Origin of the sequence: Nitrosovibrio sp. Nv17, from assembly GCF_900119085.1 — a bacterium.
In the GTDB taxonomy this organism is placed as follows: domain Bacteria; phylum Pseudomonadota; class Gammaproteobacteria; order Burkholderiales; family Nitrosomonadaceae; genus Nitrosospira.
On record NZ_FPIQ01000008.1, the window covers coordinates 1 to 23,186 of the forward strand.

Genomic DNA, 23,186 nt, shown 5'->3' on the forward strand with positions numbered 1-23,186 from the left:
CACGACGATGCCGGCAACAACAAACACAGCACCACCCCCAATAGCCTGCACAATCCCACAGACATCTCTTCTCTCCTTTCCGTTCGTTGTTGTTCGACACCGTTCCCCGTGCATGCATGCGGCCTTACTGCGGCGCATGCCCTCCATTGCGCATCGAGGAAACCCCTCCCGGTTTTTATGGCAAACAGCGCCCGCCATTATAATCCAGGAATTTCGAGAAAACACCCCTCGCGAACCATTTGCTCTGCGTTCACACCGGACTGTCGATGTCGAGGAACCGGTGGGAAACGCCGAATTCACGTGAAACAAGCTCTCCCAGTGCTTGGACGCCATAGCGCTCGGTCGCGTGGTGCCCTGCTGCGATGAATGCCACGCCGGATTCACGGGCGGCATGCACGTTCCGTTCGGAGATTTCGCCGGTGAGGAAGGCATCCACACCCCGTCGAACGGCTTCGTCGAAGTAGTCCTGGGCGCCTCCGGTGCACCAGGCGATGCGCCGTATCGGCTGCGTATCCTCCCCGATGACCAGCGGCTTCCTGGCCAAGATGCGCTCGATGTCTAACCGCAACGTTCTCAGCGTCGTCGCCGGCGATCCCGGCCTGCCATGGGCGACGAGGTCTTGCTCGCCGAAGCGACCCGTCTCGACCAGACCCATCCTGCGTGCCAGTTGTGCGTTGTTGCCCAGCTCAGGGTGGGCATCCAGCGGCAGGTGGTATGCCAGAAGATTGATGCGGTGCTCCACCAGGAATGCGATACGGCGTTGCTTCATGCCAACCAAGCGGGGGTCTTCTCCCCGCCAGAAATAACCGTGGTGCACCAATACCGTATCGGCGCCATCCGCCACGGCGGCATGCAGGAAATCGAGCGAGGCGGTGACGCCGCTGACCAGCCTGTGCACCTCATTTCGTCCTTCCACTTGTAACCCGTTTGGGCAATAATCGCGGAAACGGGTGATATCCAGGAGCTGGTTCAGATAGGCTTCAAGTTCGCTTAATTGCATTGGCATTTCCGTCCGTTCCATTTCCTGCCCATTTCCAATCATCAATAATGTAATGTACAAACTCTGGATAATTTTCGCACAAACGGCCACGATCTTCCTTGCGATACTGTTCGTGGTTTCGACTCTGCGGCCGGAATTGCTGCCATCCAGCCAGCGTGGCGCCACGATCACCATCAAGGAGGTTGCGATCGACAGGAAGCAGCCTTCGAACGATGCGGCCTCGTCAGTTAATCGCGGACCCAACAGCTTCAGCAGCGCTGCCCAGGCTGCCATGCCTGCGGTGGTGAACGTCTTCACGAGCAAGGAGATCAAGGCCGTTCCCCATCCGTTCCTGGAGGATCCCCGATTCCGGCGCTTCTTCGGCGATCGCTTCGAATCCCAGAGCCGGCGCGCGTCCAGCCTGGGCTCGGGCGTCATCGTCAGTCCGGAGGGATACATCCTGACCAACCATCATGTGATCGAGGCGGCAGACGAGATCGAGGTCGCACTGGCGGATGGCCGCAAGGCGAAAGCGCACGTCATCGGTTCGGATCCGGAAACCGATCTCGCGGTGGTGAAAGTGGATATTGAAGCCCTTCCCACAATGACGTTCGGCCACTCCGACCATGTCAGAGTGGGGGATATCGTACTGGCGATCGGCAACCCCTTCGGCGTGGGGCAAACGGTGACCATGGGCATCGTCAGCGCGCTGGGACGGTCGCATCTGGGCATCAATACCTTCGAAAATTTCATCCAGACCGATGCGGCGATCAATCCGGGGAATTCCGGCGGTGCGCTGGTGGATACTGATGGCAACCTGATCGGCATCAATACCGCCATCGTTTCGCGCAGCGGCGGGTCGTTGGGGATAGGCTTTGCCATCACTACCGGCGTGGCGCGGCAGATCATGGAGCAGATCATTCAGACCGGCGGCGTGACGCGGGGCTGGGTCGGCGTGGAAGTCCAGGATCTGACCCCTGAACTGGCGGAGTCGTTCAAGCGCTCCACTACCCAGGGGGCATTGATTGCCGGCGTTCTCAAGAGTGGTCCAGCCGATCGTGCGGGCGTGAAGCCGGGGGACATTCTGGTGGCAGTGGAGGGCAAGGCGGTGACGGATTCGGCCGGGATGCTGGATCTGGTCGCCGCCCTGCGGCCGGGAGAGGTCGCCAATATTACCGTGGTGCGCAATCAGGCGGAAAAGTCGATAGAGATCAAGGTGGGCAAGCGCCCCAAGCCGACCCGCCAGGACGTATATCAGGATTCGGATGAAATCGAATGAAGACGCGTGCCGGCACCTACTTCGCGTCCGGGCGATCCGGGCGGATGATGGCGGATGTTTCCGCTGATACGGACTTGCAGGCGAAAGCCGCCACAAGCATGCCGGCTTCATATAACAGATAAAGCGGGATGGCCAGCATGAACTGGGAAATGATGTCGGGCGGCGTGAAGATGGCGCCTACCACGAACGCCCCGACGAGTACATAGCGACGTATCTCTTTCAGTTTCTCGAGAGGAACGATCCCCGTGTGGACCAGGATCACCACGAACACGGGAACCTCGAAAGTGATGCCGAAGGCGATGAACATCGTCAGGATGAAATCGAGGTACCTGCCGATGTCGGTCATGACCGCCACACCCTGCGGCGCGAAGTGGGTAATGAACTCGAACACCACCGGCAGCGCCGCAAAATAGGCGAATGCCATGCCACCGGCGAACAGAAAGCTGCTCACGAATACCAGGGGAAGCACCAGTCGCCTCTCATGCGCGTACAGTCCCGGGGCGACGAACGCCCATACCTGGTAGAGCGTATGTGGAAGAGTGAGGAGGAATGCCGTCATCATGGCAACCTTCATGGGTACGAAAAAGGGCGTGACGACCTCGGTGGCGATCATCTGCCCTCCCTGGGGAAGTTTTTCCAGCAGGGGTTGCGCCAGCAGCGAGTAGAGTTCGCGTGCATAATAGGCGCACGGCAGGAATCCGAGCGCCAGTCCGCCGAACACGCGCAGCAATCGGGCGCGCAACTCCACGAGATGCGAGATGAAGGTTTCGTCAGCGCTCATGGCCCGTGATCAGGGTTCGTCAGCGCTACGCGGATCCGCTCGCGATCGGCCGGGGATTTCCTCATGGGTGCTGGGAGGAGGCGCGGGGGGGGTAGATCGGGTTCCGGTGACGGTATCCTGCAGCGAATGGATCTCGGTGCGTACGCCGTCCTCGATGGCGCGTGCGGTTTCGCGCAGCGACCCATCGAGCTTCCTCAATTCATCGAGTTCCATTTCGCGCCGGATATCCTGCTTGACGCTGTTGGCGTAGCGCTGGGCGCGTCCGAGCAGATGCCCCAGCGTACGGGCCACGCCCGGCAGTTTCTCCGGCCCGAGAACCACCAGGGCCACGGTGGCGATGACGAGAATTTCCGTGAAACTGATATCAAGCATTTTCCGGATAGGGGCATGAGACGGGTGCCGGACGGGTGGCGACCGTGTGCCCCACGGGATGGCCGATCTGCCGCGAATCGGTCGTCATCACGGTTCGGCGCGCGTCTTGCCCTTGATCTCGCCTTCTATCGTATGGCCTCCGGCGTGATGGGAGGAGGGGGAGGATATTTCCTCCTCCGCGCTTTTCATGCCTTCCTTGAAGCCTTTCACGGCGCCGCCCAGGTCGCTGCCGAGATTGCGCAGTTTGCGGGTGCCGAACACCAGAACCACGATGACCAGAACGACCAGCCAGTGCCAGATGCTGAATGATCCCATGACGCATGCTCCTTAGCCGGGGCGGGCGATCATGGCGGGCAGGGGATGCGCGCCGCCGATGATGTGAATATGCAGATGCCGGACTTCCTGCCCACCCACACGCCCTGTGTTGATGATGGTCCGAAAACCGTCGGTGCAGCCCTGTTCCCTTGCAAGCCGGGGCGCCAGCACCATGATGTCCCCGAGCAGATCTCGGTGTCCGGGCCCGGCGTCGGCGAGAGAATCGATGTGCAGCTTGGGAATCAGCATGAAATGCACCGGCGCCACGGGATGAATGTCGTGAAAACCGAGGATGCAGGCATCTTCGTATATCTTCCGGCTGGGAAGCTCTCCCTGCGCGATCCTGCAGAATAGACAGTCCATCCTCACTCCGTCGTTCGTGATGCCTTTTCATCCACTCCGGAGACTCCCTCCCGGCGCAGCAACTCCTCCAGCACGTCGCTCGGCCCCGTGCGGTGGTGAGCCAGCAATACCAGGCAGTGAAACCAAAGATCCGCCATCTCGCGCACGACCTGATGCGAGTTCCCGCCCTTCGAGGCAAGCAGTACCTCGGTTGCTTCCTCCAACAGCTTCCTGAGTATCTTGTCTTCACCCGCGTGCAACAGACTGGCCACGTAGGACGCCGCCGGATCCGCATGCCTGCGGGCATCGATGGTGGCTGCCAGGCGATCGAGAAGGGTGGAGTGGGTCATTTCCTGTAGATTTCCTCCGCGCTCTTGAGCACCGGCGCCGTGACGATCCACTGCCCGTCCTTCAATTTCCTGAAAAAACAGCTTTGCCTGCCCGTATGACAGGCGATGCCGCCCACTTGTTCCACCATCAGCAGTAGAACGTCCTCATCGCAGTCCAAATGGATTTCCCGTACCTTCTGAATGTGCCCCGATTCTTCTCCCTTGCGCCAGAGCTTCTTGCGGGAGCGCGACCAATAGTGCGCCTCGAGGGTCTGGGTAGTCAGCTTCAGGGCCTCGCGATTCATCCAGGCCATCATCAGCACCGCGTGGCTATGCGCATCCTGAGCGATCACCGGTACCAGCCCATCCTCGGACCAGTTGACCTTGTTGAGCCAATTGTCGGACATGGATATTACAGCAATGTGTGAGGTGTCATTCTACCACCCGTCGCGGGCGGTATCCGAGTTTCGACTTACAGCCGTACCTCAATGCCCTGTTGCGCCATATATGCCTTGGCCTGCTGTATCGTGTATTCGCCATAGTGAAAGATGCTTGCCGCCAGCACCGCGTCGGCGCGCCCTTGCAGCACGCCCTCCGCCAGATGCTGCAGATTTCCCACACCGCCGCTGGCGATGACCGGAACGTCCACCGCATCCGCCACCGCGCGGGTGAGCGCCAGATCGAAGCCGAGGCGGGTGCCGTCGCTGTCCATGCTGGTGAGCAGTATCTCGCCTGCTCCCAGTGACTGCATTTTTCTTGCCCATGCGATGACGTCCAGGCCGGTAGCCTTGCGGCCGCCATGCGTGAACACCTCCCATCGGGGAGGCGCTCCGCCGATATCGCCCACCCGTTTCGCATCTATCGCCACGACGATGCACTGGGCGCCGTAGCGTTCAGCCGCATCGGCCACCAGCTGCGGGTTCTGTACGGCAGAAGTATTGATGCTGACCTTGTCGGCACCCGCATTCAGCAGCCTGCGCACATCCGCAACCTGGCGGACGCCGCCGCCCACGGTGAGGGGAATGAATACCTGGGCTGCGACCTCTTCCACGATGTGCAGGATCAGATCGCGATCGTCGGAGCTTGCGGTGATGTCGAGGAAGGTCAGTTCGTCCGCGCCCTGCTCATCGTAGCGGCGCGATATCTCGACCGGATCTCCCGCATCCCTGAGTTCGGTGAAATTGACCCCTTTGACGACACGTCCGTTGGTTACGTCCAGGCAGGGAATGATGCGCTTGGCAAGGCCCATGAAGGCTGGGAAGAAGGTGAGAATGAAGAGGTGGGGCGAAAACGGGCTCGCTGAACGTGGGATAGATGACGGATCTGTCAGGGAGCTGAGCCCGCAGACTTCGCTTCGCCGCCTGAATCGTCCGCCAGCGCCTGCGCGGCCTTGAAGTCCAGCGTACCCTCATAGATGGCGCGACCCGTGATCGCGCCCATGATGCCCTCGGATTCGATTTCGCAGAGCGCCCGGATGTCATCCAGGCCGGTGATGCCGCCGCTGGCGATGACCGGGATGGTCAATGCCCGGGCGAGCTCCACCGTGGCTTCGAGATTGGGCCCGCTCAGCATGCCATCCCGCCCGATATCCGTATAGATGATCGCCTCGACGCCGTACTGCTCGAATTTCTTGGCGAGATCCACGACGTCATGACCGGTGACCTTGGACCAGCCGTTGACTGCCACCTTGCCTTCGCGCGCATCCAGGCCCACCATGATGTGGCCTGGAAAGGCATTGCAGGCATCGTGCAGGAATCCCGGCGTCTTGACCGCGGCGGTACCGATGATGATGTAGGTGATGCCGTCGTCGAGGTAGCGTTCAATCGTCTCCAGATCCCGTATGCCGCCGCCGAGCTGGGTCGGAATCTCGTCCCCGAGGGCTTGCACGATTTCGCGGATGGCAGGTTCGTTGCGGGGTTTTCCGGCAAATGCGCCGTTGAGATCCACCAGGTGCAGCCGCCGTGCCCCCTGGTCCAGCCAGTGGCGGGCAACGTTCCCCGGATTTTCCGAGAATACCGTGGCGTGTTCCATCAGGCCCTGCTTCAGGCGTACGCACTGGCCATCTTTGAGGTCGATTGCGGGAATGATGAGCATGTTGGATCGGAATTCAGAAGTATGGAATCGGAAGCGGCATCCTGAGCGGAAAGGTTCCGGATCCGGCCGTTCGTATACGAGCGGGGTGCCCAGCATACGAAGTTGCGCAACAGGGTGAGCCCCGCCTCATGGCTTTTCTCCGGATGAAACTGTACGGCAAAAATATTATCCCTTGCCACGGCGCATGTAAATGCAAGAGGATACGCGCTGCAGGCCGCCACCGATTCGGTATCGGCCGTCTCCACGTAATAGCTGTGCACGAAGTAGAAGCGCGCATCGCCGGGAATCCCCTGCCACAGAGGGTGGTCGAGTGTCTGTCGCACTTGATTCCATCCCATGTGGGGCACCTTGAGCCTGTACCCGTCGGCATCCGTCTTCGCAGGGGCGGCGAAGCGCCGCACCCGCCCGGGCAGGATGCCGAGTCCGGGGATGTCTCCTTCCTCGCTGCGTTCGAACAGCATTTGCAGGCCGATGCAGATGCCGAGGAAGGGTTTGCCTGCGGCAGCTTCCAGGACCGCCCCGCGCAGGCCGCGCGCGTCCAGTTCGCGCAGGCAGTCCGGCATGGCACCTTGACCGGGAACCACCACCCGTCCGGCTCCGCGCAGGATGTCCGGATCGCTGGTGACGACGATGGAAGCTTGGGGAGCAACATGCTCCAGCGCCTTGGATACCGAACGCAGGTTGCCCATGCCGTAGTCGACGATCGCGATATCAGTCATGCCGTGCAAGCGGAGGGGTCTGGGGCGCCTACAACGCCCCCTTGGTGGATGGAATGATGCCTGCGGCACGGGGATCGGATTCCACCGCCATGCGCAGGGCGCGGCCGAACGCCTTGAAAATGGTTTCCGCCTGATGGTGGGCGTTGCGCCCCGACAGGTTGTCGATATGGAGCGTCACCATGGCGTGGTTGACGAAGCCCTGAAAGAACTCGTTGATCAGATCGACGTCAAATTCGCCGATGCGCGCGCGCGTGAAATCGACCTTGAGTTCCAGGCCAGGTCGCCCCGAAAAATCCACCACCACGCGCGACAAGGCCTCATCCAGCGGGACGTAGGCATGGCCGTAACGGCGCAGGCCCTTCTTGTCCTCGATGGCCTGCGTGAACGCCTGCCCCAGCGTGATGCCGACGTCCTCCACCGTGTGGTGGGCATCGATGTGCAGGTCGCCCTGGGCGGTCACTTCCAGGTCCAGCATGCCGTGGCGCGCCACCTGGTCGAGCATGTGGTCGAGAAAAGGTACCCCGGTATCCAGGGTTGCCTTGCCGGTACCGTCCAGATCGATCTTGATGCTGATCCGGGTTTCCAAAGTATTGCGGGTAACGTGGGCTTGACGCATGGGGATGGAGGGCTTGATACCCCTTTGGGCTAGAGTGAGGCACGCAGCGCGTCCAGGAACCGTGCGTTCTCGGCAGGGGTTCCCACGGTTACGCGCAGGCAGTTTTTCAGCAAGGGATGGGAGCCGTCCAGGTTCTTGACGAGTATGCCGCGCCGCTTCAGTTGTTCGAACACCGTACCGGCCTCATATTCCCGCCCCGTGCGGAACAGGATGAAATTCGCGTTCGTCGGAAATACTTCGATTCCATGCAGTGCTGCCAGGTGTCCGTACAGGAGGGTGCGTTCCTGCTTGATCAGTCGGGCCTGCTCCTGGAGGACATCCGGGTGCTGCAGTACCTTTTCCACGATCAGTTGGGTAAGGATGCCCACATTATACGGCAAACGCAACTTTTCGAGCTGATTCAGCCACTCCGGCCTGCCGATCAGCAATCCCAGCCTCAATCCTGCGAGCCCCAGCTTGGAGAGCGTGCGCATCAGCAGCAGGTTGGGATGCCGCGCCAGCCTGTCGATGAAGCTCGCATCGGCAAAGGCATGATAGGCTTCATCCACCACCACCACTCCGGGAACGGATTCAATGATACGCGAGACGCCATCGGCGTCAAACAGGTTGCCGGTGGGGTTGTTGGGATAGGCGATGAAGACGATCGCCGGCCGATGGCGTGCGATCGCGGCCAGCGCGGCCTCGACGTCGAGCGAAAAATCGGCCCTCAACGGTACGCCCGCATAGCCCATTCCCGCGAACGTGGCGATCATGCGGAACATGACGAAGGCGGGTTCCACGCTCATGACGGTTGCCCCGGGCCTGGCCACGGCCAGCGCCAACGTCTGGATGATCTCGTCCGAGCCGTTGCCGAGCATGACCTCCATGTCGCTGGGTATTGCCAGCGCTTCCCGTAGCCTTGTCTTGAGCGCGGCAGCGCTGCCGTCGGGATAGCGGTTGAGGGGCGCATCCGCCGCCAGGCCGGCGATTTCGTCGCGCAGCGGTTGCGGCAGCGGGTAGGGGTTTTCCATGGCGTCCAGCTTGACCATGCCGGTCGCAGGCTGCACATGATAGGCGGAAAGCGCCAGAATCTCCGGACGGATGATCTGATCGGGCAAAGCGGGCATGTCGTCAGTCGCTTTCCTCGCGCCCGATCCGGTACCCGGCGGACAGGGCATGCGCCTGCAGGCCTTCTCCGTGGGCGATGGCGGAGGCGATCGTGCCCAGCGTCGCCGCGCCTCGCGCCGATACGCCGATGAGGCTGGTACGCTTCTGGAAGTCATACACACCCAGCGGCGATGAGAAACGTGCCGTGCGCGACGTGGGCAGTACGTGGTTGGGGCCGGCACAGTAGTCCCCGAGCGCCTCGGAGGTGTAGCGGCCCAGGAAGATCGCCCCGGCGTGGTCGATCCTGTCGGCCCACCTGTCGGGCTCCTCGACCGACAGTTCCAGGTGCTCGGGAGCGACGTGGTTGGCGATGGCGCACGCTTCGTCCAGGTCGCGCACGTGGATCAGGGCGCCGCGATTCTCGAGGGAGGCGCGGATGATGGAGGCGCGCGGCATGGTCCCCAGCTGCCGTTCGAGGCTGGCCGCGACCGCGTCGATGAATGCGGCGTCGGGGGAGAGCAGGATGGCCTGGGCCAGCTCGTCGTGCTCGGCCTGGGAAAACAGGTCCATGGCGATCCAGTCGGGATCGGTCAGGCCGTCGCAGATCACCAGGATCTCGGAGGGGCCGGCCACCATGTCGATGCCCACCGCACCGAACACGCGGCGCTTGGCCGCCGCCACATAGGCGTTGCCGGGACCGACGATCTTGTCCACGCGCGGCACGGTCTCGGTGCCATAGGCGAGCGCTCCGATCGCCTGGGCGCCGCCGATGGCGAACAGGCGATCCACTTCGCAGATCGCCGCCGCCGCCAGCACCAGGTCGTTCATCTTCCCTCCCGGCGCCGGTGTCGCCACGATGAGTTCGCCGACCCCCGCCACCTTGGCGGGTATCGCGTTCATCAGCACGGATGAGGGATAGGATGCCTTGCCGCCCGGTACGTACAGGCCGACGCGGGCGAGCGGCGTGACCTTCTGTCCCAGCAGGGTGCCATCGGATTCCAGGTAGTGCCAGGAGTGTGCCCGCTGCTTCTCGTGGTAGCTGCGTATGCGCGTGGCGGCCTGTTCCAGGGCGTCACGCTGTGCCACGGGCAGGCTCTGCAGGCTCTGCTGCAGGCGGTTGCGCGGGACTTCGAGTTGCGCCACGGACCCGGCGTCCCGGCGGTCGAAGCGGCGCGTGCAGTCCAGCAGCGCGGCATCGCCGCGCCGTCGGACATCGGAAAGGATGTCTGCCACTGCCAGGTCTATCTCGGCGTCATGTCTCTCCTCCGGCGCCAGCAGTTCTTCGAGCGCCGTGTGAAAGCCGGGCTCGACCGATGACAGGCGGCGGATGCCGAGAGGAGGGGAGATCATGCCTGCGCGGGAACCTGCCGTCGACGGGAGCCGGCGATCGCCGCAGAGAATGCATCCAGCATGGGCTGGATGGTCTTGCGCTTCAGTTTGAGCGCCGCCTGGTTGACGATCAGCCGGGCCGATATCGGCAGGATCTCCTCCACCGCCCTGAGGTGATTCGCCTTCAGCGTATTGCCGCTGGAAACCAGATCGACGATCGCGTCCGCCAGTCCGACCAACGGTGCCAGCTCCATGGAGCCATACAGCTTGATGAGATCCACGTGCATGCCTTTTTCCGCGAAGTGCTCGCGTGCCGTTCGCAGGTACTTGGTCGCCACCCTGAGCCTGGCCCCCTGGCGCACAGCGGACTCGTAGTCGAAGTCGTTGCGCACCGCCACCATCAAGCGACAGCGGGCGATCTGGAGATCGAGCGGCTGGTAGAGGCCGGCGCCGCCGTGCTCCAGCAGCACGTCCTTGCCTGCGATACCGATGTCCGCTGCGCCATACTGCACGTAGGTCGGTACGTCCGAGGCCCGTACGATGATCAGCCGCACGTGGCTGCGATCGGTGCCAAGGATCAGCTTGCGCGAATGCTCCGGATCGTCCTGCGCGACCACGCCGGCCGCATGCAGCAGCGGCGCCGTGTCGTCGAATATGCGGCCCTTGGAAAGCGCGATGGTGAGAGGAGCGGGGGAATCATCCATAGAGTCCATTCTACCCCAAACAGGCCATGCGGCGCGCGGATGGCGGCGATGGCGGCGCGATGCGCCGGCATGCACGCAGGCGACCGCCAGCGGGGCAGGTTGAATCATGTCTCCAGCAGGGCTGCTCGGATATTCGTGAGTTCTCGTCGTCAAGAAAATAGATTGCCCGGTGTCCCGTCCAGCAAATTGGGTATCTGGATTTTCTCTGGTAGGATAAGCACCCGGTTCAGGAAGCTGCGGCTTACCCCTCCTGCCGAGGACAATCCATTCGCGAGTTTAAGGGTAGGAGATGACGATGGAAAGCTATCGGATAGATCGTCCCGTATATGTCGAAATAGCGAGTGTCACGGTAGACAGCTCCTCCTTGAGGGCGGTTTACCGTACCGATGCACCCATCTTTCTACCCAGTGGTGAGCTGTACATTGAATACCCTGGCGTAACGCAAGTCACCGATGACGATATCGAGCAGATTCTGCTCGCCACGTTTTTGCCGATGGCCGCGCTTTCCGGACCGGTAACCATCTCCTTTCCTTTCGAAGCGAGGCGCAAGGATTACTGGCGGCAATATCTTGCAAGATTCGACCAGCTTCACCAGAAGATGACGTGGAAGCAAGGCGGCATCCTTGAGCGGAATGAGATGGAAATTCCTTCCTATCCTAACGAAAGCAGGATTGGAATACTTTTTGGCGGGGGAGTGGAGAGCATGTTCGGCGTATCCATGCTCGAGGCGCTGAGGCCCCGTTTGTTCGCGCTGGTCGGGCCATCCTTCATGAATAACGATCACGGCCGCAGCAGTGTCAAGAGGGCTTTGGAGGATCGGTTCGAAGCCCGATTCGGTTTGCCCATCCACAGAATATCGACCAACGCCCGCAGCCTGTTTCCGACCGGCGATGACTCGATCCTGAATAAATTCGTCACCGGCGCCTGGTTCTATTTCTTCTTGCGGCCACTGCTGCGCGATTTCGGCATCGATATGCTTTTCAAGGTTTCCGAATACGAGGAGGCCGCCAACTTCACCGATTTCGATTTATCCCTCAATCCTCGCTTCATCAGCAAGATTGCCGATGGCCCGTTGTTCCTGCCGCTGCTGAATGCTTATTCGAAGATGCAGATGTTCGAGGAGTTGTCGCGTACTCCTTACTTCGATTATATCTATTCCTGCCTCAACAATACTTCGGGCCGCTGGTGCGGTGCCTGCAGCAAGTGCCGCCGACTGGCGGAATATGGCCGTCGTCTGGGAATCGATACCCGGCGGATCGAGCTGGATCCTGCCCTCCCCTATCTAGACGAAAGCTCCCCGATCAGCAGGCATTATGCCGTCATGATGGATACGCTCAGTCCGGTGAGCATCGAGCAGGCCAAACGAGAGGAGGGCCTTGCCGGGCGGGTCTCGCCGCGATCCGGCCGCGGACCCCTGAGCATTATCAAGCGGTTCTTGAGCTGACAGGCGACCAGGAAACGAGAAGCGGCGATGGATCCCCGGGCGGAAAGGAGAGAGGGGTTAGAGACCGGTGCAGTACGCCGTGAGCCGCATGATCCCCGGACTCTCTGGACAGGGGGGCCGCGCCTCCATGTCAGGCTTCCAGGAGAGGGCTGCCCGGATACTCCAGTGCCTCCTTCATCGCCACCAGGGAAAGTACCGCTTCGCGTCCGTCTATGATCCGGTGGTCGTAGGACAGGGCGAGGTAGGTCATGGGGCGGATCACCACCTGTCCATTTTCGGCGACCGGACGCTCCCGGGTCGCATGGATGCCGAGTATGGCGCTTTGCGGCGGGTTGATGATGGGCGTCGAGAGCAGGGAGCCGAAGACGCCGCCGTTGGTGATGGAGAAGGTGCCGCCCGTCAGATCCTCCAGGGTCAGCTTGCCTTCCGTGGCCCGCCTGCCGAAATCGGCAACCTGCTTCTCGATCTGCGCCTGTGTCAGGGCATCGGCGTCGCGGATCACCGGCACCACCAGGCCGCGCGGGCTGCTGACGGCGATGCCGATGTCGAAGTAGTCATGGTAGAGGATGTCGTCGCCTTCCACCGAGGCGTTGACGATGGGGAACTGCTTCAGTGCCGCAACCGCTGCCTTGACGAAAAAGGATGTAAGGCCCAGCTTGACGCCGTGCATCTTCTCGAATCTGTCGCGGTGGCGGGCGCGCAGATCCATGATGGCCTGCATGTTGACCTCGTTGAAGGTGGTGAGAATGGCAGCGGTCGACTGTGACTGTACCAGGCGTTGAGCGATGCGCGCACGCAGTCGCGACATGGGGACGCGTCGATCGCTGCGATTTCCCCCAGCGACGGCGGGCCGGGCTGTCGGCGGGGTGGCGCCAGGAGCGTCGTCCGGCGTGGCAGCGGGCGCGGCGGGTTGCACGGACCTGTCCTTGATGTAGGCCGCCACGTCACCCTTGACGATGCGCCCGCCGCGCCCGCTGCCCTGGATCGCCCCCATGTCATCTTCCCCCAGGCCCGCCTCGGCTGCCAGATGGCGGGCGGCGGGCATCACCACCGGGGCGGGGGCCAGCGCATCCGGGGAGGAGCCGGAAGGCGGCGAATCCGGCGCGGGCGCGGCCCCCGCCTCCATCCCCGCTTCGGTTTGGGCCTTGGCCTCGATCTCGGTCTCGATGGTGGCGATCACCTCGCCGCCCGCCACCGTTGCGCCATCCTGCTTGAGGATTCGGGCGAGCGTGCCCGTGGCAGGTGCGGGCAGTTCCAGTATCACCTTGTCGGTTTCGACGTCGACCAGATTCTCGTTGCGGCCGACCCGTTCCCCCGTTTTCCTGTGCCATGTCAGCAGTGTGGCCTCCGTGACCGATTCGGACAGTACCGGAACCTTGACGTCGACTAGCATAGTCTCTCTCCTTGCAGGATCGTTTCTCGAAACGCGGCGGCTACCAGTTCCTGCTGCTGGAAGGTGTGCTTGGCCAGGTATCCCGCCGCGGGGGATGCAGAGGAGGCGCGCAGCGCATAGCTGAGGATTTGGCCGGGCCGCTTGTGCCGCAGCAGGTAGTGCTGGATGCGGTGCCATGCGCCCTGGTTGCCGGGCTCCTCCTGGCACCAGAGCATCTCTCCGGCATGCGGATAGCGGTCCACTTCGGACTGGAAGTCGTCGTGGGGAAAGGGATACAGTTGCTCGATGCGCACGATCGCCACGTCGTCGATGCCGTGTTCCTTGCGATATGCCAGCAGGTCGTAGTAGACCTTGCCGCAGCAGGCGATCATTCGGCGCACCCGTGCGGGATCCAGATCCTGGCGTTCCGGAATGACGGCGTGGAAACTCCCGTCCACGAATTCCTCCAGGCTCGACGTCGATTCCTTGTGGCGCAGTAGGCTCTTGGGGCTCATGATGATGAGCGGCCGGCGCAGCGGGCGCAGCATCTGGCGCCGCAGCAGATGGAACATCTGCGCGGACGTGGAAGGTACGCACACTTGAATGTTGTACTGTGCGCAAAGCTGCAGGTAGCGTTCCAGGCGCGCGGAGGAATGCTCCGGCCCCTGGCCCTCGTAGCCGTGGGGCAGCATCAGCACCAGCCCGCACAACCGCCCCCATTTGGCCTCGCCGGAGGCGATGAACTGGTCGATGACCACCTGCGCACCGTTTGCGAAGTCGCCGAACTGGGCTTCCCACACGACCAGTTCGTCGGGTGCCGCGGTGGCGTAACCATATTCGAATCCGAGCACCGCCTCTTCCGACAGCACCGAGTCGATGATGACGAAATCCGGCTGGCCGGCGGCGACATGGCGCAGCGGTATGTAGACGCCTTCGTTCCATCGCTCCTTGTTCTGGTCATGCAGTACCGCGTGGCGGTGAAAGAACGTGCCGCGCCCCGAGTCCTGGCCGGAGATGCGGATGGGAAAGCCGTCCAGGAGGAGCGCCGCGTAAGCCAGAGTTTCGGCCATGCCCCAGTCCAGCGGCAGCTTTCCCTCGCCCATCAGACGTCGGTCGGCGATGACTTTTTCCACCCGCGGGTGCAGCTGGAACTGGGGCGGAATGTCTGTGAGCCGCAGTGCCAGGGAGCGCAACGCGTCCACTTCCAGTCCGGTTTTCACGGGTTCATGCCAGTGCCTGCTGCCCACATAGGGTGTCCAGTCCACCGCCTTGGGGGGCTTGTAGCCATACAGGATGGTGCGGTTGGGATTGCGCCCCGCATCCATGTCGTCGCGATAGGCCTGCACCATCCGATCGGCCTCGCCCGCCTCGATGACGCCTTCCGTTTCCAGCCTGTCGGCATAGCGCTTGCGTACGCCGGGGTGACGGTGGATGATCTTGTACATCAGCGGCTGGGTGACCATGGGTTCATCCTGCTCGTTGTGGCCCAGCGCGCGGAAGCAGACCAGGTCGACAACCACGTCCTTGTGGAATCTCATGCGGAAATCCAGGGCGATTTCGGTCACCATGATCACCGCCTCGGGGTCGTCGCCGTTGACGTGGAAGATGGGCGCCTCGATCATTTTCGACACGTCGGTGCAGTAGAGCGTGGAGCGGGCATCCCGCGGATCGGAGGTGGTGAAGCCGATCTGGTTGTTGATGATGATGTGCACGGTGCCGCCGGTGCCGTAGCCGCGCGTCTGGGAAAGATTGAGGGTTTCCATCACCACCCCCTGGGCGGAGTAGGCGGCGTCGCCGTGCAGCAGCACCGGCAGCACCAGGTCGCCTTCCCGGTCCTGGAGGCGATGCTGGCGTGCGCGCACCGAACCTTCCACCACGGGATTGACGATTTCCAGGTGCGAGGGATTGAACGCCAGCGTCAGGTGCATGATCCCCCCCTGCGTGGAGACGGCCGAGGAAAAGCCTTGATGGTACTTGACGTCGCCTTCGGTCAGTTCCTGCGGCTGCTTGCCTTCGAACTCCTGGAACAGATCGGCGGGCAGCTTGCCCAGCGTGTTGACCAGCACGTTGAGGCGCGCGCGGTGCGCCATGCCGATGACCATCTGCTGCACGCCCATTCGGCCGGCACGCTGCAGCAGATTGTCCAGCAGCGGGATCAGGCTTTCTCCTCCCTGTCCGGAGAAGCGTTTCTGGCCGACGTAGCGGGCATGCAGGTATTTCTCCAGCCCTTCCGCCGCATTCAGGCGTTCCAGGATGTGGCGTTTGTATTCAGCGGGGTAGTCGGGTTGCGCCCGCGTACCCTCGATGCGATCCTGGATCCAGCGCTTCTGCTCGGTGTCGGTGATGTACATGTACTCGACGCCGATGCTGCCGCAGTAGGTCTGCCGCAGGATGTCGAGTATTTCCCGGAGCGACGCGCGGGTGGGTCCGTTCAGCGAGCCGGTATCGAAGACGGTGTTCATGTCCGATTCGGTCAGCCCGTAGTGCCCCGGGTTGAGTTCCGCAATGTATGGCTTCTCCTGGCGTCTGAGCGGGTCGGTATCGGCGTGGCGCACGCCCAGGAAACGATAGGCATTGATGAGCTGCAGCACCGATACCTGCTTGCGATCCGAAGCGATGGACGGGATGAGCGGTCCGGATGTGCCGCCGGCGATGGCCTGGCCGGAATGGTTATCCGGGCGGTTTTCCGCCGTCGCGGGATACAGTCCTTCAAAATAGTCCCGCCACTCCTGGGAGACCGATTCGGGGTCGTGGCGGTAGCTGCCGTAGAGGCCATCGATGAAGGATGCGTTTGCCCCGGACAGGAGGGATTCGTCGAGTGTCCGTTTGCTCATGGCCTGGGCTCCATCGCTGGACGGGGTGCGGAAAGGCCGCGCTACCTGCGCAGCGCGAGCGGTACCACGTCCCGGGTGGCGGCGCCGGTATAGAGCTGGCGCGGGCGCCCAATGCGGTAGTCGGGATCGGAGATCATCTCGTTCCACTGGGCGATCCATCCCACCGTGCGCGCCATGGTGAAGATGGCGGTGAACATGGAGACGGGGATGCCGAGGGCGCGCTGCACGATGCCCGAGTAGAAATCGACGTTGGGATAGAGTTTCCGGGAGATGAAATAGTCGTCTTCCAGGGCGATCTTTTCCAGTTTCAGTGCCAACTTGAACAGGCGGTCGTCTTGCAGTCCCAGTTCGCTCAGCACCTCGTGGCAGGTTTCACGCATCAGCGTGGCGCGGGGATCGAAGTTCTTGTATACCCGGTGGCCGAAGCCGACCAGCCGGAAGGGATCGTTCTTGTCCTTGGCGCGATCGATGAACTCGCCGATGCGCGAATCGTCGCCGATTTCCTCGAGCATGGTGAGGCAGGCCTCGTTCGCCCCCCCGTGCGCAGGGCCCCAGAGGCAGGCGATGCCGGCGGAGATGCAGGCGAAGGGATTGGCGCCGCTGGAGCCGGCGAGCCGCACGGTGGAGGTCGAGGCATTCTGCTCGTGGTCCGCATGCAGGATCAGGATACGGTCCAGGGCGCGGGCCAGCACCGGATTGGGCTTGTAAGTCTCGGCAGGCGTCGCGAACATCATGTGCATGAAATTTTCCGCGTAGTTGAGATCGTTGCGCGGATAGACGAAGGGCTGCCCGATGCTGTACTTGTAGGTCATGGCGGTGATCGTCGGGAGCTTCGCAACCAGGCGGAACGCGGACAATTCGCGGTGGGTGGCATCGGAAATGTCCATCGCATCATGATAGAACGCCGACAGTGCACCCACCACGCCCACCATGATGGCCATGGGATGTGCGTCGCGGCGGAACCCGGTGTAGAAGCGCGCCAACTGCTCGTGCACCATCGTGTGCTCCTTGATGGTGCGGTCGAACGCCGCTTTCTGGCTGCGGGTCGGCAGTTCGCCGTTCAGCAGGAGGTAGCATGCCTCCATGAAGTCGCAGCGCTTGGCGAGTTGCTCGATGGGGTAGCCGCGGTACAGAAGGACGCCTTCGTCGCCGTCGATGAAAGTGATCGCGGAGCTGCTGCTGGCGGTGGAGAGAAAACCCGGATCGTAGGTGAACATGCCGCACTTGGCGTGCAGGGTGCGGATATCCACCACATCCGGTCCCAGGGTACCGGAAATGATGGGAAGTTCGACCGGCTGGGAGCCGTCGCCCAGAGCCAGCGTCGCCGTGCGTTTCTGTTCCATGTCGTCCTCCAGCCGTATTGTCTTCGCCGCGGGGTCAGGCTGCCCGCAGCAGCGTCAGCACCGGGCCCAGTTCCGGGTCCGTCGCCATGTCCGCGCGGATGATCGTTTCCCACAGATCGTGGTCGGGCAGGTCCAGCAGCGTCTCGAACCGCTGCAGGCTTGTCGCGTCCAGCCGGGGGTAGTGCCGCTCCATGAAGCGCTGCAGGACGATGTCCAGTTCCAGGAGGCCCCGGCGGCAGCGCCAGCGCGCGCGCTCCAGCTCCTTCACGTCGCAGCGCGGGGTTGCATCCGGCAGCGCAGGGCAGGGCCGACGCGGAGTCATACCGTCCTCCTGACCATCATATCCTTGATTTTGCCGATTGCGCCGGTAGGATTCAATCCCTTGGGGCAGGCATCCACGCAATTCATGATGGAATGGCAGCGGAACAGGCGGTAAGGATCCTCCAGGTTGTCGAGGCGCTCGGCGGTCGCCTGGTCGCGGCTGTCGGCGAGGAAGCGGTATGCCTGCAGCAAGCCGGCCGGTCCCACGAACTTGTCCGGGTTCCACCAGAACGACGGGCAGGCGGTGGAGCAGCAGGCGCACAGAATGCATTCGTACAGGCCGTCCAGCGCCGCCCGGTCCGCGGGCGACTGCAGGCGCTCGGTCTCCGGCGGCGGATCGTTGTTGATGAGATAGGGCTTGATGGAATGGTATTGCCTGAAGAACTGCGTCATGTCGACGATCAGGTCGCGTATCACCGGCAGCCCCGGCAGCGGCCGCAGCTCCACCGGTTCCCGCAGCCCCACGAGCGGCGTGATGCACGCCAGCCCGTTGCGTCCGTTGATGTTCATGCCATCGGAGCCGCAGACGCCCTCCCGGCAGGAGCGGCGCAGGCTCAGGCTGTCGTCCACCGATTTGATGCGTATCAGCGCGTCCAGCAGCATCCTGTCCGCAGGCTCCGGGACGATGTCGTAGTCCTGCATGTAAGGCCTGTCGTCCTTGTCGGGATCGAAGCGATAGATCGAGAATCTCATGGCCATTGCTCCGTCGTCAGTATGCCTGCGGGTCCGCCCCGTCCGGGTTCAGCGAGTGGCGCCAGAACTGGCTGTCGCCGTCGAACAGGCGATAGGTGCCGCGCGGACCCCAGGTTCCTGCCGCGTAGCCGTTGATGAAGTCGCGCTCCATCGCCCATACCTTGATGATGGGGTCCACCGCACGCCAGGCCCATTCGATCTCGTCGATGCGCAGGAACAGCGAGTGGTCGCCCCGCATCACGTCCAGCAGCAGCCCCTCATAGGCATCGTAGTCCTCCTCGCTCGCCTTGCGGTAGGTCGCGTCGAGGCTGATGCGGCGGGTGTGCAGGTCAAGTCCCGGCACCTTGACCTGCACTTCCATCTTCAGACAGTCGTCCGGCTGGATGCCCAGCATGATCCAGTTCGGATGCGGAGATTCGCGGTGCGCGGTGCGCAGCAGATCCTGGGGTGGATTCTTGAAGCGGATGCAGATCGCCGAGCTGTTCTCGGCCATGCGCTTGCCGGTGCGCAGGTAGAAGGGCACGCCCGCCCAGCGCCAGTTGTCGATGAACAGCTTGAGCGCCGCGTAGGTTTCGGTGGAACTGTCCGGCGCCACGCCGGGCTCGTCCAGGTATCCCGGAACCGGCTGGCCGTCCACGACGCCGCTGGTATATTGCCCGCGGAAGGCATGTGCGTGCACCGAATTCTGGGTGATCGGCCGTATCGCCTTCAGGGCCTTGACCTTTTCGTCCCGCAGATGCTCCGCGGACAGCGATACCGGTGGCTCCATCGCCACCAGGGCAAGCAGTTGCAGCAGATGGCTCTGGATCATGTCGCGCAGGGCCCCTGCGCCCTCGTAGTAGTCGGCCCGCCCGTCGATGCCCAGCGTCTCGGAGTGGGTGATCTGGACGTGGTCGATATAGTGGTTGTTCCACAACGGCTCAAGCAGGATATTGGCGAAGCGGAACACGATGATGTTCTGCACGGTGCCCTTGCCCAGGTAATGGTCGATCCGGAAGATCTGTGACTCGTCCAGGTGGCGGTGCAGGCCACCCTGCAGCGTTTGTGCGCTCAGGAGGTCGTGGCCGAAGGGTTTCTCGATGACCACCCGGCGCCAGCCCCTGCTTTCCTCCAGCAGACCGGCGGCGCCCAGGCTGCCGATGATGGCGGGAAATGCCGAAGGCCGGACCGCCATGTAGAACATGGCGTGGGATGGAAATCCAGGAGTCTCCTCCAATACCCGCCTGAGCGCTCCATAGGCGTCGTTGTCGTCCGGCGGTGTGGCGTGGTAGTGCAGGCGCGCACGAAAGCGCTCGAACACCTGCTCGTCGAATTCATTGGAGAATCTCGCCCTAAGCAGATCGGCGACCTCCGCGATCCAGCATTCTTTGCTCCAGCGCTCCAGGCTGCATCCGACGATTGCCATGGCTTCCGGCAGCCGGCCCGCCGCATCCAGCCGGAACAGCGCCGGAATCAGCTTGCGGCGCGCCAGATTGCCGTTCACCCCGAAAATCACGGTGATGCAGGGTTCGACGATCTTCATGCGTATTCTCCGAGGGCCTTGGCCTGCTCCGGGCGGAGCAGGGTGCCTGCGCAGGCACGGAAGGAATTCCGGACACTATACATCAATAAGTCCTCGCTTTCGGCGGGAAGGAGTCCACCGTCAACGGCTTCAGGCGCACCGGCTTGTAGTCCAGCCGGCGATCCTCGCTGAAGAACAGGGTGTGCTTGAGCCACTTGTCGTCATCGCGCGCGGGGAAGTCATCCCGTGCGTGTGCCCCCCGGCTCTCGGTGCGGGCCTCGGCCGAAATCATGGTGGCGACCGCGATCTCCACCAGGTTGTCGAGCTCCAGCGCTTCGACCCGGGCAGTATTGAAGACCCGGCTCTTGTCCCGGATCTCGGTGCGGCGGGCGCGTTCCGCCACTTCGCCTATCTTCGAAACGCCTTCCCGCAGCGTGTCCGCGAAGCGGAACACGCCGCAGTGCGCCTGCATGGTGCGGCGCAACGCATCCCCCACCTGTGCCACGCTTTCACCGTCCTTCTGTCCGTCCAGCCGTGCCAGCCGCACCAGCGACCGATCGGCTGCGTCCATCGGCAGCGGCTTGTGGTGTGGGTTCTTCTTCAGGTCCTGGATGATGCGGTTGCCCGCCGCGCGCCCGAACACCACGATGTCGAGCAGCGAATTGGTGCCGAGGCGATTGCCACCGTGCACCGATACGCAGGCGCATTCTCCCACCGCGTAAAAGCCTTGCACCACCTCTTCGGGGCCGGTCTTGTAGGGCGCCACCACTTGTCCATGGTAATTGGTCGGAATGCCCCCCATCATGTAGTGCGCAGTGGGCACGACCGGAATCGGATCGCGGATCGGATCGGCATGGGCGAACTTCATGGCGATCTCCCGTATGCCTGGCAGCCGCGCCTGGATGACGTCGGCGCCCAGGTGATCCAGTTTCAGCAGCAGGTGGTCGGCGTCCCTGCCGCAGCCGCGGCCTTCCTTGATCTCCATCGTCAGCGCACGCGATACCACGTCGCGGCTGGCGAGATCCTTGGCATGGGGCGCGTAGCGCTCCATGAAGCGCTCGCCCTCGCGGTTGAGCAGGTAGCCACCTTCGCCGCGCACTGCCTCGCTGATCAGCACGCCGACGCCGTACACTCCGGTGGGATGGAATTGCCAGAATTCCATGTCTTCCAGCGGGATGCCGGCGCGTGCCGCCATGCCCAGGCCGTCGCCGGTGTTGATGAAGGCGTTGGTGCTGGCCTGGAAGATGCGTGCCCCGCCACCGGTGGCGAACAGGGTGGCCCGCGCCTGGAGGATCATGACGTCGCCGGTTTCCATGTCCAGGGCAGTGATGCCGCAGACCTCGCCCTCCTCGTCGCGGATCAGATCGAGACCCATCCACTCGACAAAAAACTGAGTGTTGGCGCGCACGTTGCGTTGGTACAGCGTATGCAGCATGGCGTGGCCGGTGCGATCCGCCGCTGCGCAGGAGCGCGTGGCCTGCGCGCCGCCGAAGTTCTGTGACTGGCCGCCGAAGGGACGCTGGTAGATCTTGCCGTTCTCCAGGCGATCGAACGGCATGCCGTAGTGTTCCAGCTCGTAGACCACTTCGCTGGCCTGGCGGCACATGAACTCGATGGCATCCTGGTCACCGAGATAGTCGGACCCCTTCACCGTGTCGTACATGTGCCAGTGCCAGTTGTCCTCGGTGACATTGCCCAGGGCGGCAGCGATGCCGCCCTGAGCGGCCACGGTGTGGGAGCGGGTGGGGAACACTTTGGTCAGCACGGCCACCTTGAGGCCGGCTTCGGACAGCTGCAGCGCAGCGCGCATGCCCGCGCCGCCCGCACCCACGATCACCGCGTCGAATTTCCGGCTGGCGATGGTCACGCCGATCCCAGCGCCCACAGGATTTCCGCGGACCACACGGTGTAGAACAAGAGGGAGACGATCACGCCGATCTGCAGCGCCAGGCGGATGCCTGTGGCATGCACATAGTCCATCAGTATGTTGCGAATTCCGATCCAGGCATGCCAGAACAGCCCGATCAGGAACAGGAAGAAGGCGATGCGCATCCACTGGTTGCCGAGCAGGGATTTCCACGCGGGATAGTCGGGAAGCGGGGACACCAGCAGGGTGCCTGCCAGGCAGAGGACGAAGATCGTCATGATCACGGCCGTCACGCGCTGTGCCAGCCAGTCCCGCAGTCCATAGTGCGCGCCCGTGACGATCCGCTTCACTGCAGGATCCAGGAGGAAATCAGCAGGGTCAGCGTGATGCCGGCCGCCAGCACCACTCTGCTGGTCAGCCGGGCCTGCGGCAGCGCTCCGCCGAGATGCAGATCCAGCGCCAGGAATCGGGTGCCGGCGCACAGATGGTGCAGGAAGCACCACAGCAGCAGCAGGGCGACGAGCCGGAAGGGCAGGCTCCCTGCGAGGGACTGGAACCGTGCGTAGTCCTCCGGCGAGCGCAGGGTCATCTCGAGACCATAGAGAAGCAGGGGTATCCCCGGGAAAAAAAGCAGCACGCCGCTGATACGGTGCAGGATCGAGACCACAGCCGGGAGCGGTTGCCTGATCTTGAGGAGATTGAGGAATGTGGGGCGGTTCGTTTGCAATTTCTGCACCCCTCTGGGCGGGACCGGCAACGGCTTAGTGTAGACGGTTATCCAGGGCGGCACAATATTGCGTACATCCGGCCGCGGCGGCGGCAAGGGCGCTGATCGCCGATCAAATTGACAGCGGGCTGCAATATTC

24 protein-coding genes and 1 pseudogene are annotated in these 23,186 nt (G+C 62.8%); 2 read left to right on the forward strand and 23 right to left on the reverse strand.

Translation table 11 applies throughout. The features are described 5' to 3' along the window. Positions 1-250: 250 nt before the first annotated feature. On the reverse strand, positions 251-1,000 hold the full coding sequence (locus tag BT108_RS06220; protein ID WP_072293681.1) for a Nif3-like dinuclear metal center hexameric protein: 750 nt from the start codon (positions 998-1,000) through the stop codon (positions 251-253). A gap of 52 nt (positions 1,001-1,052) precedes the next feature. Here BT108_RS06220 and BT108_RS06225 point away from each other — a divergent pair, with 52 nt between their 5' ends. Then, positions 1,053-2,258, forward strand: coding sequence for a Do family serine endopeptidase (locus BT108_RS06225; protein WP_072293682.1), 1,206 nt, complete (start codon positions 1,053-1,055; stop codon positions 2,256-2,258). Positions 2,259-2,274: 16 nt separating this feature from the next. On the opposite strand, the gene tatC is transcribed toward BT108_RS06225, so the two are convergent. From tatC to hisG, 13 genes and pseudogenes are all read right to left on the reverse strand, one after another. Next, positions 2,275-3,039 carry a twin-arginine translocase subunit TatC gene (gene tatC, locus BT108_RS06230; RefSeq protein WP_072293683.1) on the reverse strand — a complete coding sequence of 255 codons (765 nt, stop codon included), beginning with the start codon at positions 3,037-3,039 and terminating at the stop codon, positions 2,275-2,277. A 9-nt stretch (positions 3,040-3,048) separates the two neighbouring features. Further along, positions 3,049-3,411, reverse strand: a complete 363-nt coding sequence (gene tatB / locus BT108_RS06235) for a Sec-independent protein translocase protein TatB (protein WP_072293684.1) — start codon at positions 3,409-3,411, stop codon at positions 3,049-3,051. Between the two features lie 87 nt (positions 3,412-3,498). Further along, positions 3,499-3,726: a Sec-independent protein translocase subunit TatA gene (gene tatA / locus BT108_RS06240; protein ID WP_072293685.1), complete on the reverse strand. Its 228-nt coding sequence runs from the start codon at positions 3,724-3,726 to the stop codon at positions 3,499-3,501. 12 nt (positions 3,727-3,738) lie between these two features. Then, on the reverse strand, positions 3,739-4,089 hold the full coding sequence (locus tag BT108_RS06245) for a histidine triad nucleotide-binding protein (RefSeq protein WP_072293686.1): 351 nt from the start codon (positions 4,087-4,089) through the stop codon (positions 3,739-3,741). A 2-nt stretch (positions 4,090-4,091) separates the two neighbouring features. Continuing rightward, positions 4,092-4,418: a phosphoribosyl-ATP diphosphatase gene (locus tag BT108_RS06250; protein WP_072293687.1), complete on the reverse strand. Its 327-nt coding sequence runs from the start codon at positions 4,416-4,418 to the stop codon at positions 4,092-4,094. Beyond that, a complete protein-coding gene (gene hisI / locus BT108_RS06255) occupies positions 4,415-4,804 on the reverse strand; it encodes a phosphoribosyl-AMP cyclohydrolase (RefSeq protein WP_072293688.1) in 390 nt (129 codons plus the stop codon). Before hisI ends, BT108_RS06250 begins: the two co-directional genes overlap by 4 nt. Positions 4,805-4,869: 65 nt before the next feature. Then, a complete protein-coding gene (gene hisF, locus BT108_RS06260) occupies positions 4,870-5,646 on the reverse strand; it encodes an imidazole glycerol phosphate synthase subunit HisF (RefSeq protein WP_072293689.1) in 777 nt (258 codons plus the stop codon). Positions 5,647-5,723: 77 nt separating this feature from the next. Then, on the reverse strand, positions 5,724-6,491 hold the full coding sequence (gene hisA, locus BT108_RS06265; RefSeq protein WP_072293690.1) for a 1-(5-phosphoribosyl)-5-[(5-phosphoribosylamino)methylideneamino]imidazole-4-carboxamide isomerase: 768 nt from the start codon (positions 6,489-6,491) through the stop codon (positions 5,724-5,726). Between the two features lie 83 nt (positions 6,492-6,574). Next, positions 6,575-7,210: pseudogene (hisH, locus tag BT108_RS06270) on the reverse strand (imidazole glycerol phosphate synthase subunit HisH); the annotation flags it as partial. A 28-nt stretch (positions 7,211-7,238) separates the two neighbouring features. Beyond that, positions 7,239-7,826 (reverse strand): imidazoleglycerol-phosphate dehydratase HisB, encoded by a 588-nt coding sequence (gene hisB, locus BT108_RS06275; protein WP_072293691.1) that lies wholly within the window; start codon positions 7,824-7,826, stop codon positions 7,239-7,241. 29 nt (positions 7,827-7,855) lie between these two features. Further along, positions 7,856-8,932, reverse strand: coding sequence for a histidinol-phosphate transaminase (gene hisC, locus BT108_RS06280; RefSeq protein ID WP_072293692.1), 1,077 nt, complete (start codon positions 8,930-8,932; stop codon positions 7,856-7,858). Positions 8,933-8,936: 4 nt separating this feature from the next. Then, complete coding sequence (hisD, locus tag BT108_RS06285; protein ID WP_072293693.1) at positions 8,937-10,262, reverse strand: histidinol dehydrogenase; 1,326 nt, start codon at positions 10,260-10,262, stop codon at positions 8,937-8,939. Next, the gene (gene hisG, locus BT108_RS06290) at positions 10,259-10,945 is read right to left on the reverse strand and encodes an ATP phosphoribosyltransferase (protein ID WP_072293694.1); all 687 of its coding nucleotides are present in this window, start codon (positions 10,943-10,945) and stop codon (positions 10,259-10,261) included. Before hisG ends, hisD begins: the two co-directional genes overlap by 4 nt. A 295-nt stretch (positions 10,946-11,240) precedes the next feature. Between hisG and BT108_RS06295 the strand changes: the two genes are divergently transcribed. Continuing rightward, positions 11,241-12,389, forward strand: a complete 1,149-nt coding sequence (locus BT108_RS06295) for a hypothetical protein (RefSeq protein ID WP_072293695.1) — start codon at positions 11,241-11,243, stop codon at positions 12,387-12,389. Positions 12,390-12,519: 130 nt separating this feature from the next. Here the strand turns inward: BT108_RS06295 and odhB are convergent, their stop codons facing one another. The 9 genes from odhB to sdhC all read right to left on the reverse strand — a co-directional run bounded on the left by odhB (position 12,520) and on the right by sdhC (position 23,056). Beyond that, positions 12,520-13,782 (reverse strand): 2-oxoglutarate dehydrogenase complex dihydrolipoyllysine-residue succinyltransferase, encoded by a 1,263-nt coding sequence (gene odhB, locus BT108_RS06300; protein ID WP_072293696.1) that lies wholly within the window; start codon positions 13,780-13,782, stop codon positions 12,520-12,522. Further along, positions 13,776-16,595 carry a 2-oxoglutarate dehydrogenase E1 component gene (locus BT108_RS06305; RefSeq protein WP_072293697.1) on the reverse strand — a complete coding sequence of 940 codons (2,820 nt, stop codon included), beginning with the start codon at positions 16,593-16,595 and terminating at the stop codon, positions 13,776-13,778. Before BT108_RS06305 ends, odhB begins: the two co-directional genes overlap by 7 nt. Positions 16,596-16,636: 41 nt before the next feature. Further along, the gene (gltA, locus tag BT108_RS06310) at positions 16,637-17,938 is read right to left on the reverse strand and encodes a citrate synthase (protein ID WP_072293698.1); all 1,302 of its coding nucleotides are present in this window, start codon (positions 17,936-17,938) and stop codon (positions 16,637-16,639) included. A 34-nt stretch (positions 17,939-17,972) separates the two neighbouring features. Beyond that, on the reverse strand, positions 17,973-18,260 hold the full coding sequence (locus tag BT108_RS06315) for an FAD assembly factor SdhE (protein ID WP_369816952.1): 288 nt from the start codon (positions 18,258-18,260) through the stop codon (positions 17,973-17,975). Then, positions 18,257-18,952 carry a succinate dehydrogenase iron-sulfur subunit gene (locus BT108_RS06320; RefSeq protein ID WP_072293699.1) on the reverse strand — a complete coding sequence of 232 codons (696 nt, stop codon included), beginning with the start codon at positions 18,950-18,952 and terminating at the stop codon, positions 18,257-18,259. The genes BT108_RS06315 and BT108_RS06320 overlap by 4 nt, the downstream gene beginning before the upstream one ends. A 16-nt stretch (positions 18,953-18,968) precedes the next feature. After that, positions 18,969-20,474, reverse strand: a complete 1,506-nt coding sequence (zwf, locus tag BT108_RS06325; protein ID WP_177257263.1) for a glucose-6-phosphate dehydrogenase — start codon at positions 20,472-20,474, stop codon at positions 18,969-18,971. A gap of 82 nt (positions 20,475-20,556) precedes the next feature. Beyond that, entirely contained in the window at positions 20,557-22,320 is a 1,764-nt protein-coding gene (gene sdhA, locus BT108_RS06330; protein ID WP_072293764.1) for a succinate dehydrogenase flavoprotein subunit, read from the reverse strand. Beyond that, positions 22,317-22,670 carry a succinate dehydrogenase, hydrophobic membrane anchor protein gene (sdhD, locus tag BT108_RS06335; protein ID WP_072293700.1) on the reverse strand — a complete coding sequence of 118 codons (354 nt, stop codon included), beginning with the start codon at positions 22,668-22,670 and terminating at the stop codon, positions 22,317-22,319. Before sdhD ends, sdhA begins: the two co-directional genes overlap by 4 nt. After that, positions 22,667-23,056, reverse strand: coding sequence for a succinate dehydrogenase, cytochrome b556 subunit (gene sdhC / locus BT108_RS06340; RefSeq protein WP_072293765.1), 390 nt, complete (start codon positions 23,054-23,056; stop codon positions 22,667-22,669). The genes sdhD and sdhC overlap by 4 nt, the downstream gene beginning before the upstream one ends. Between the last annotated feature and the right edge of the window lie 130 nt (positions 23,057-23,186).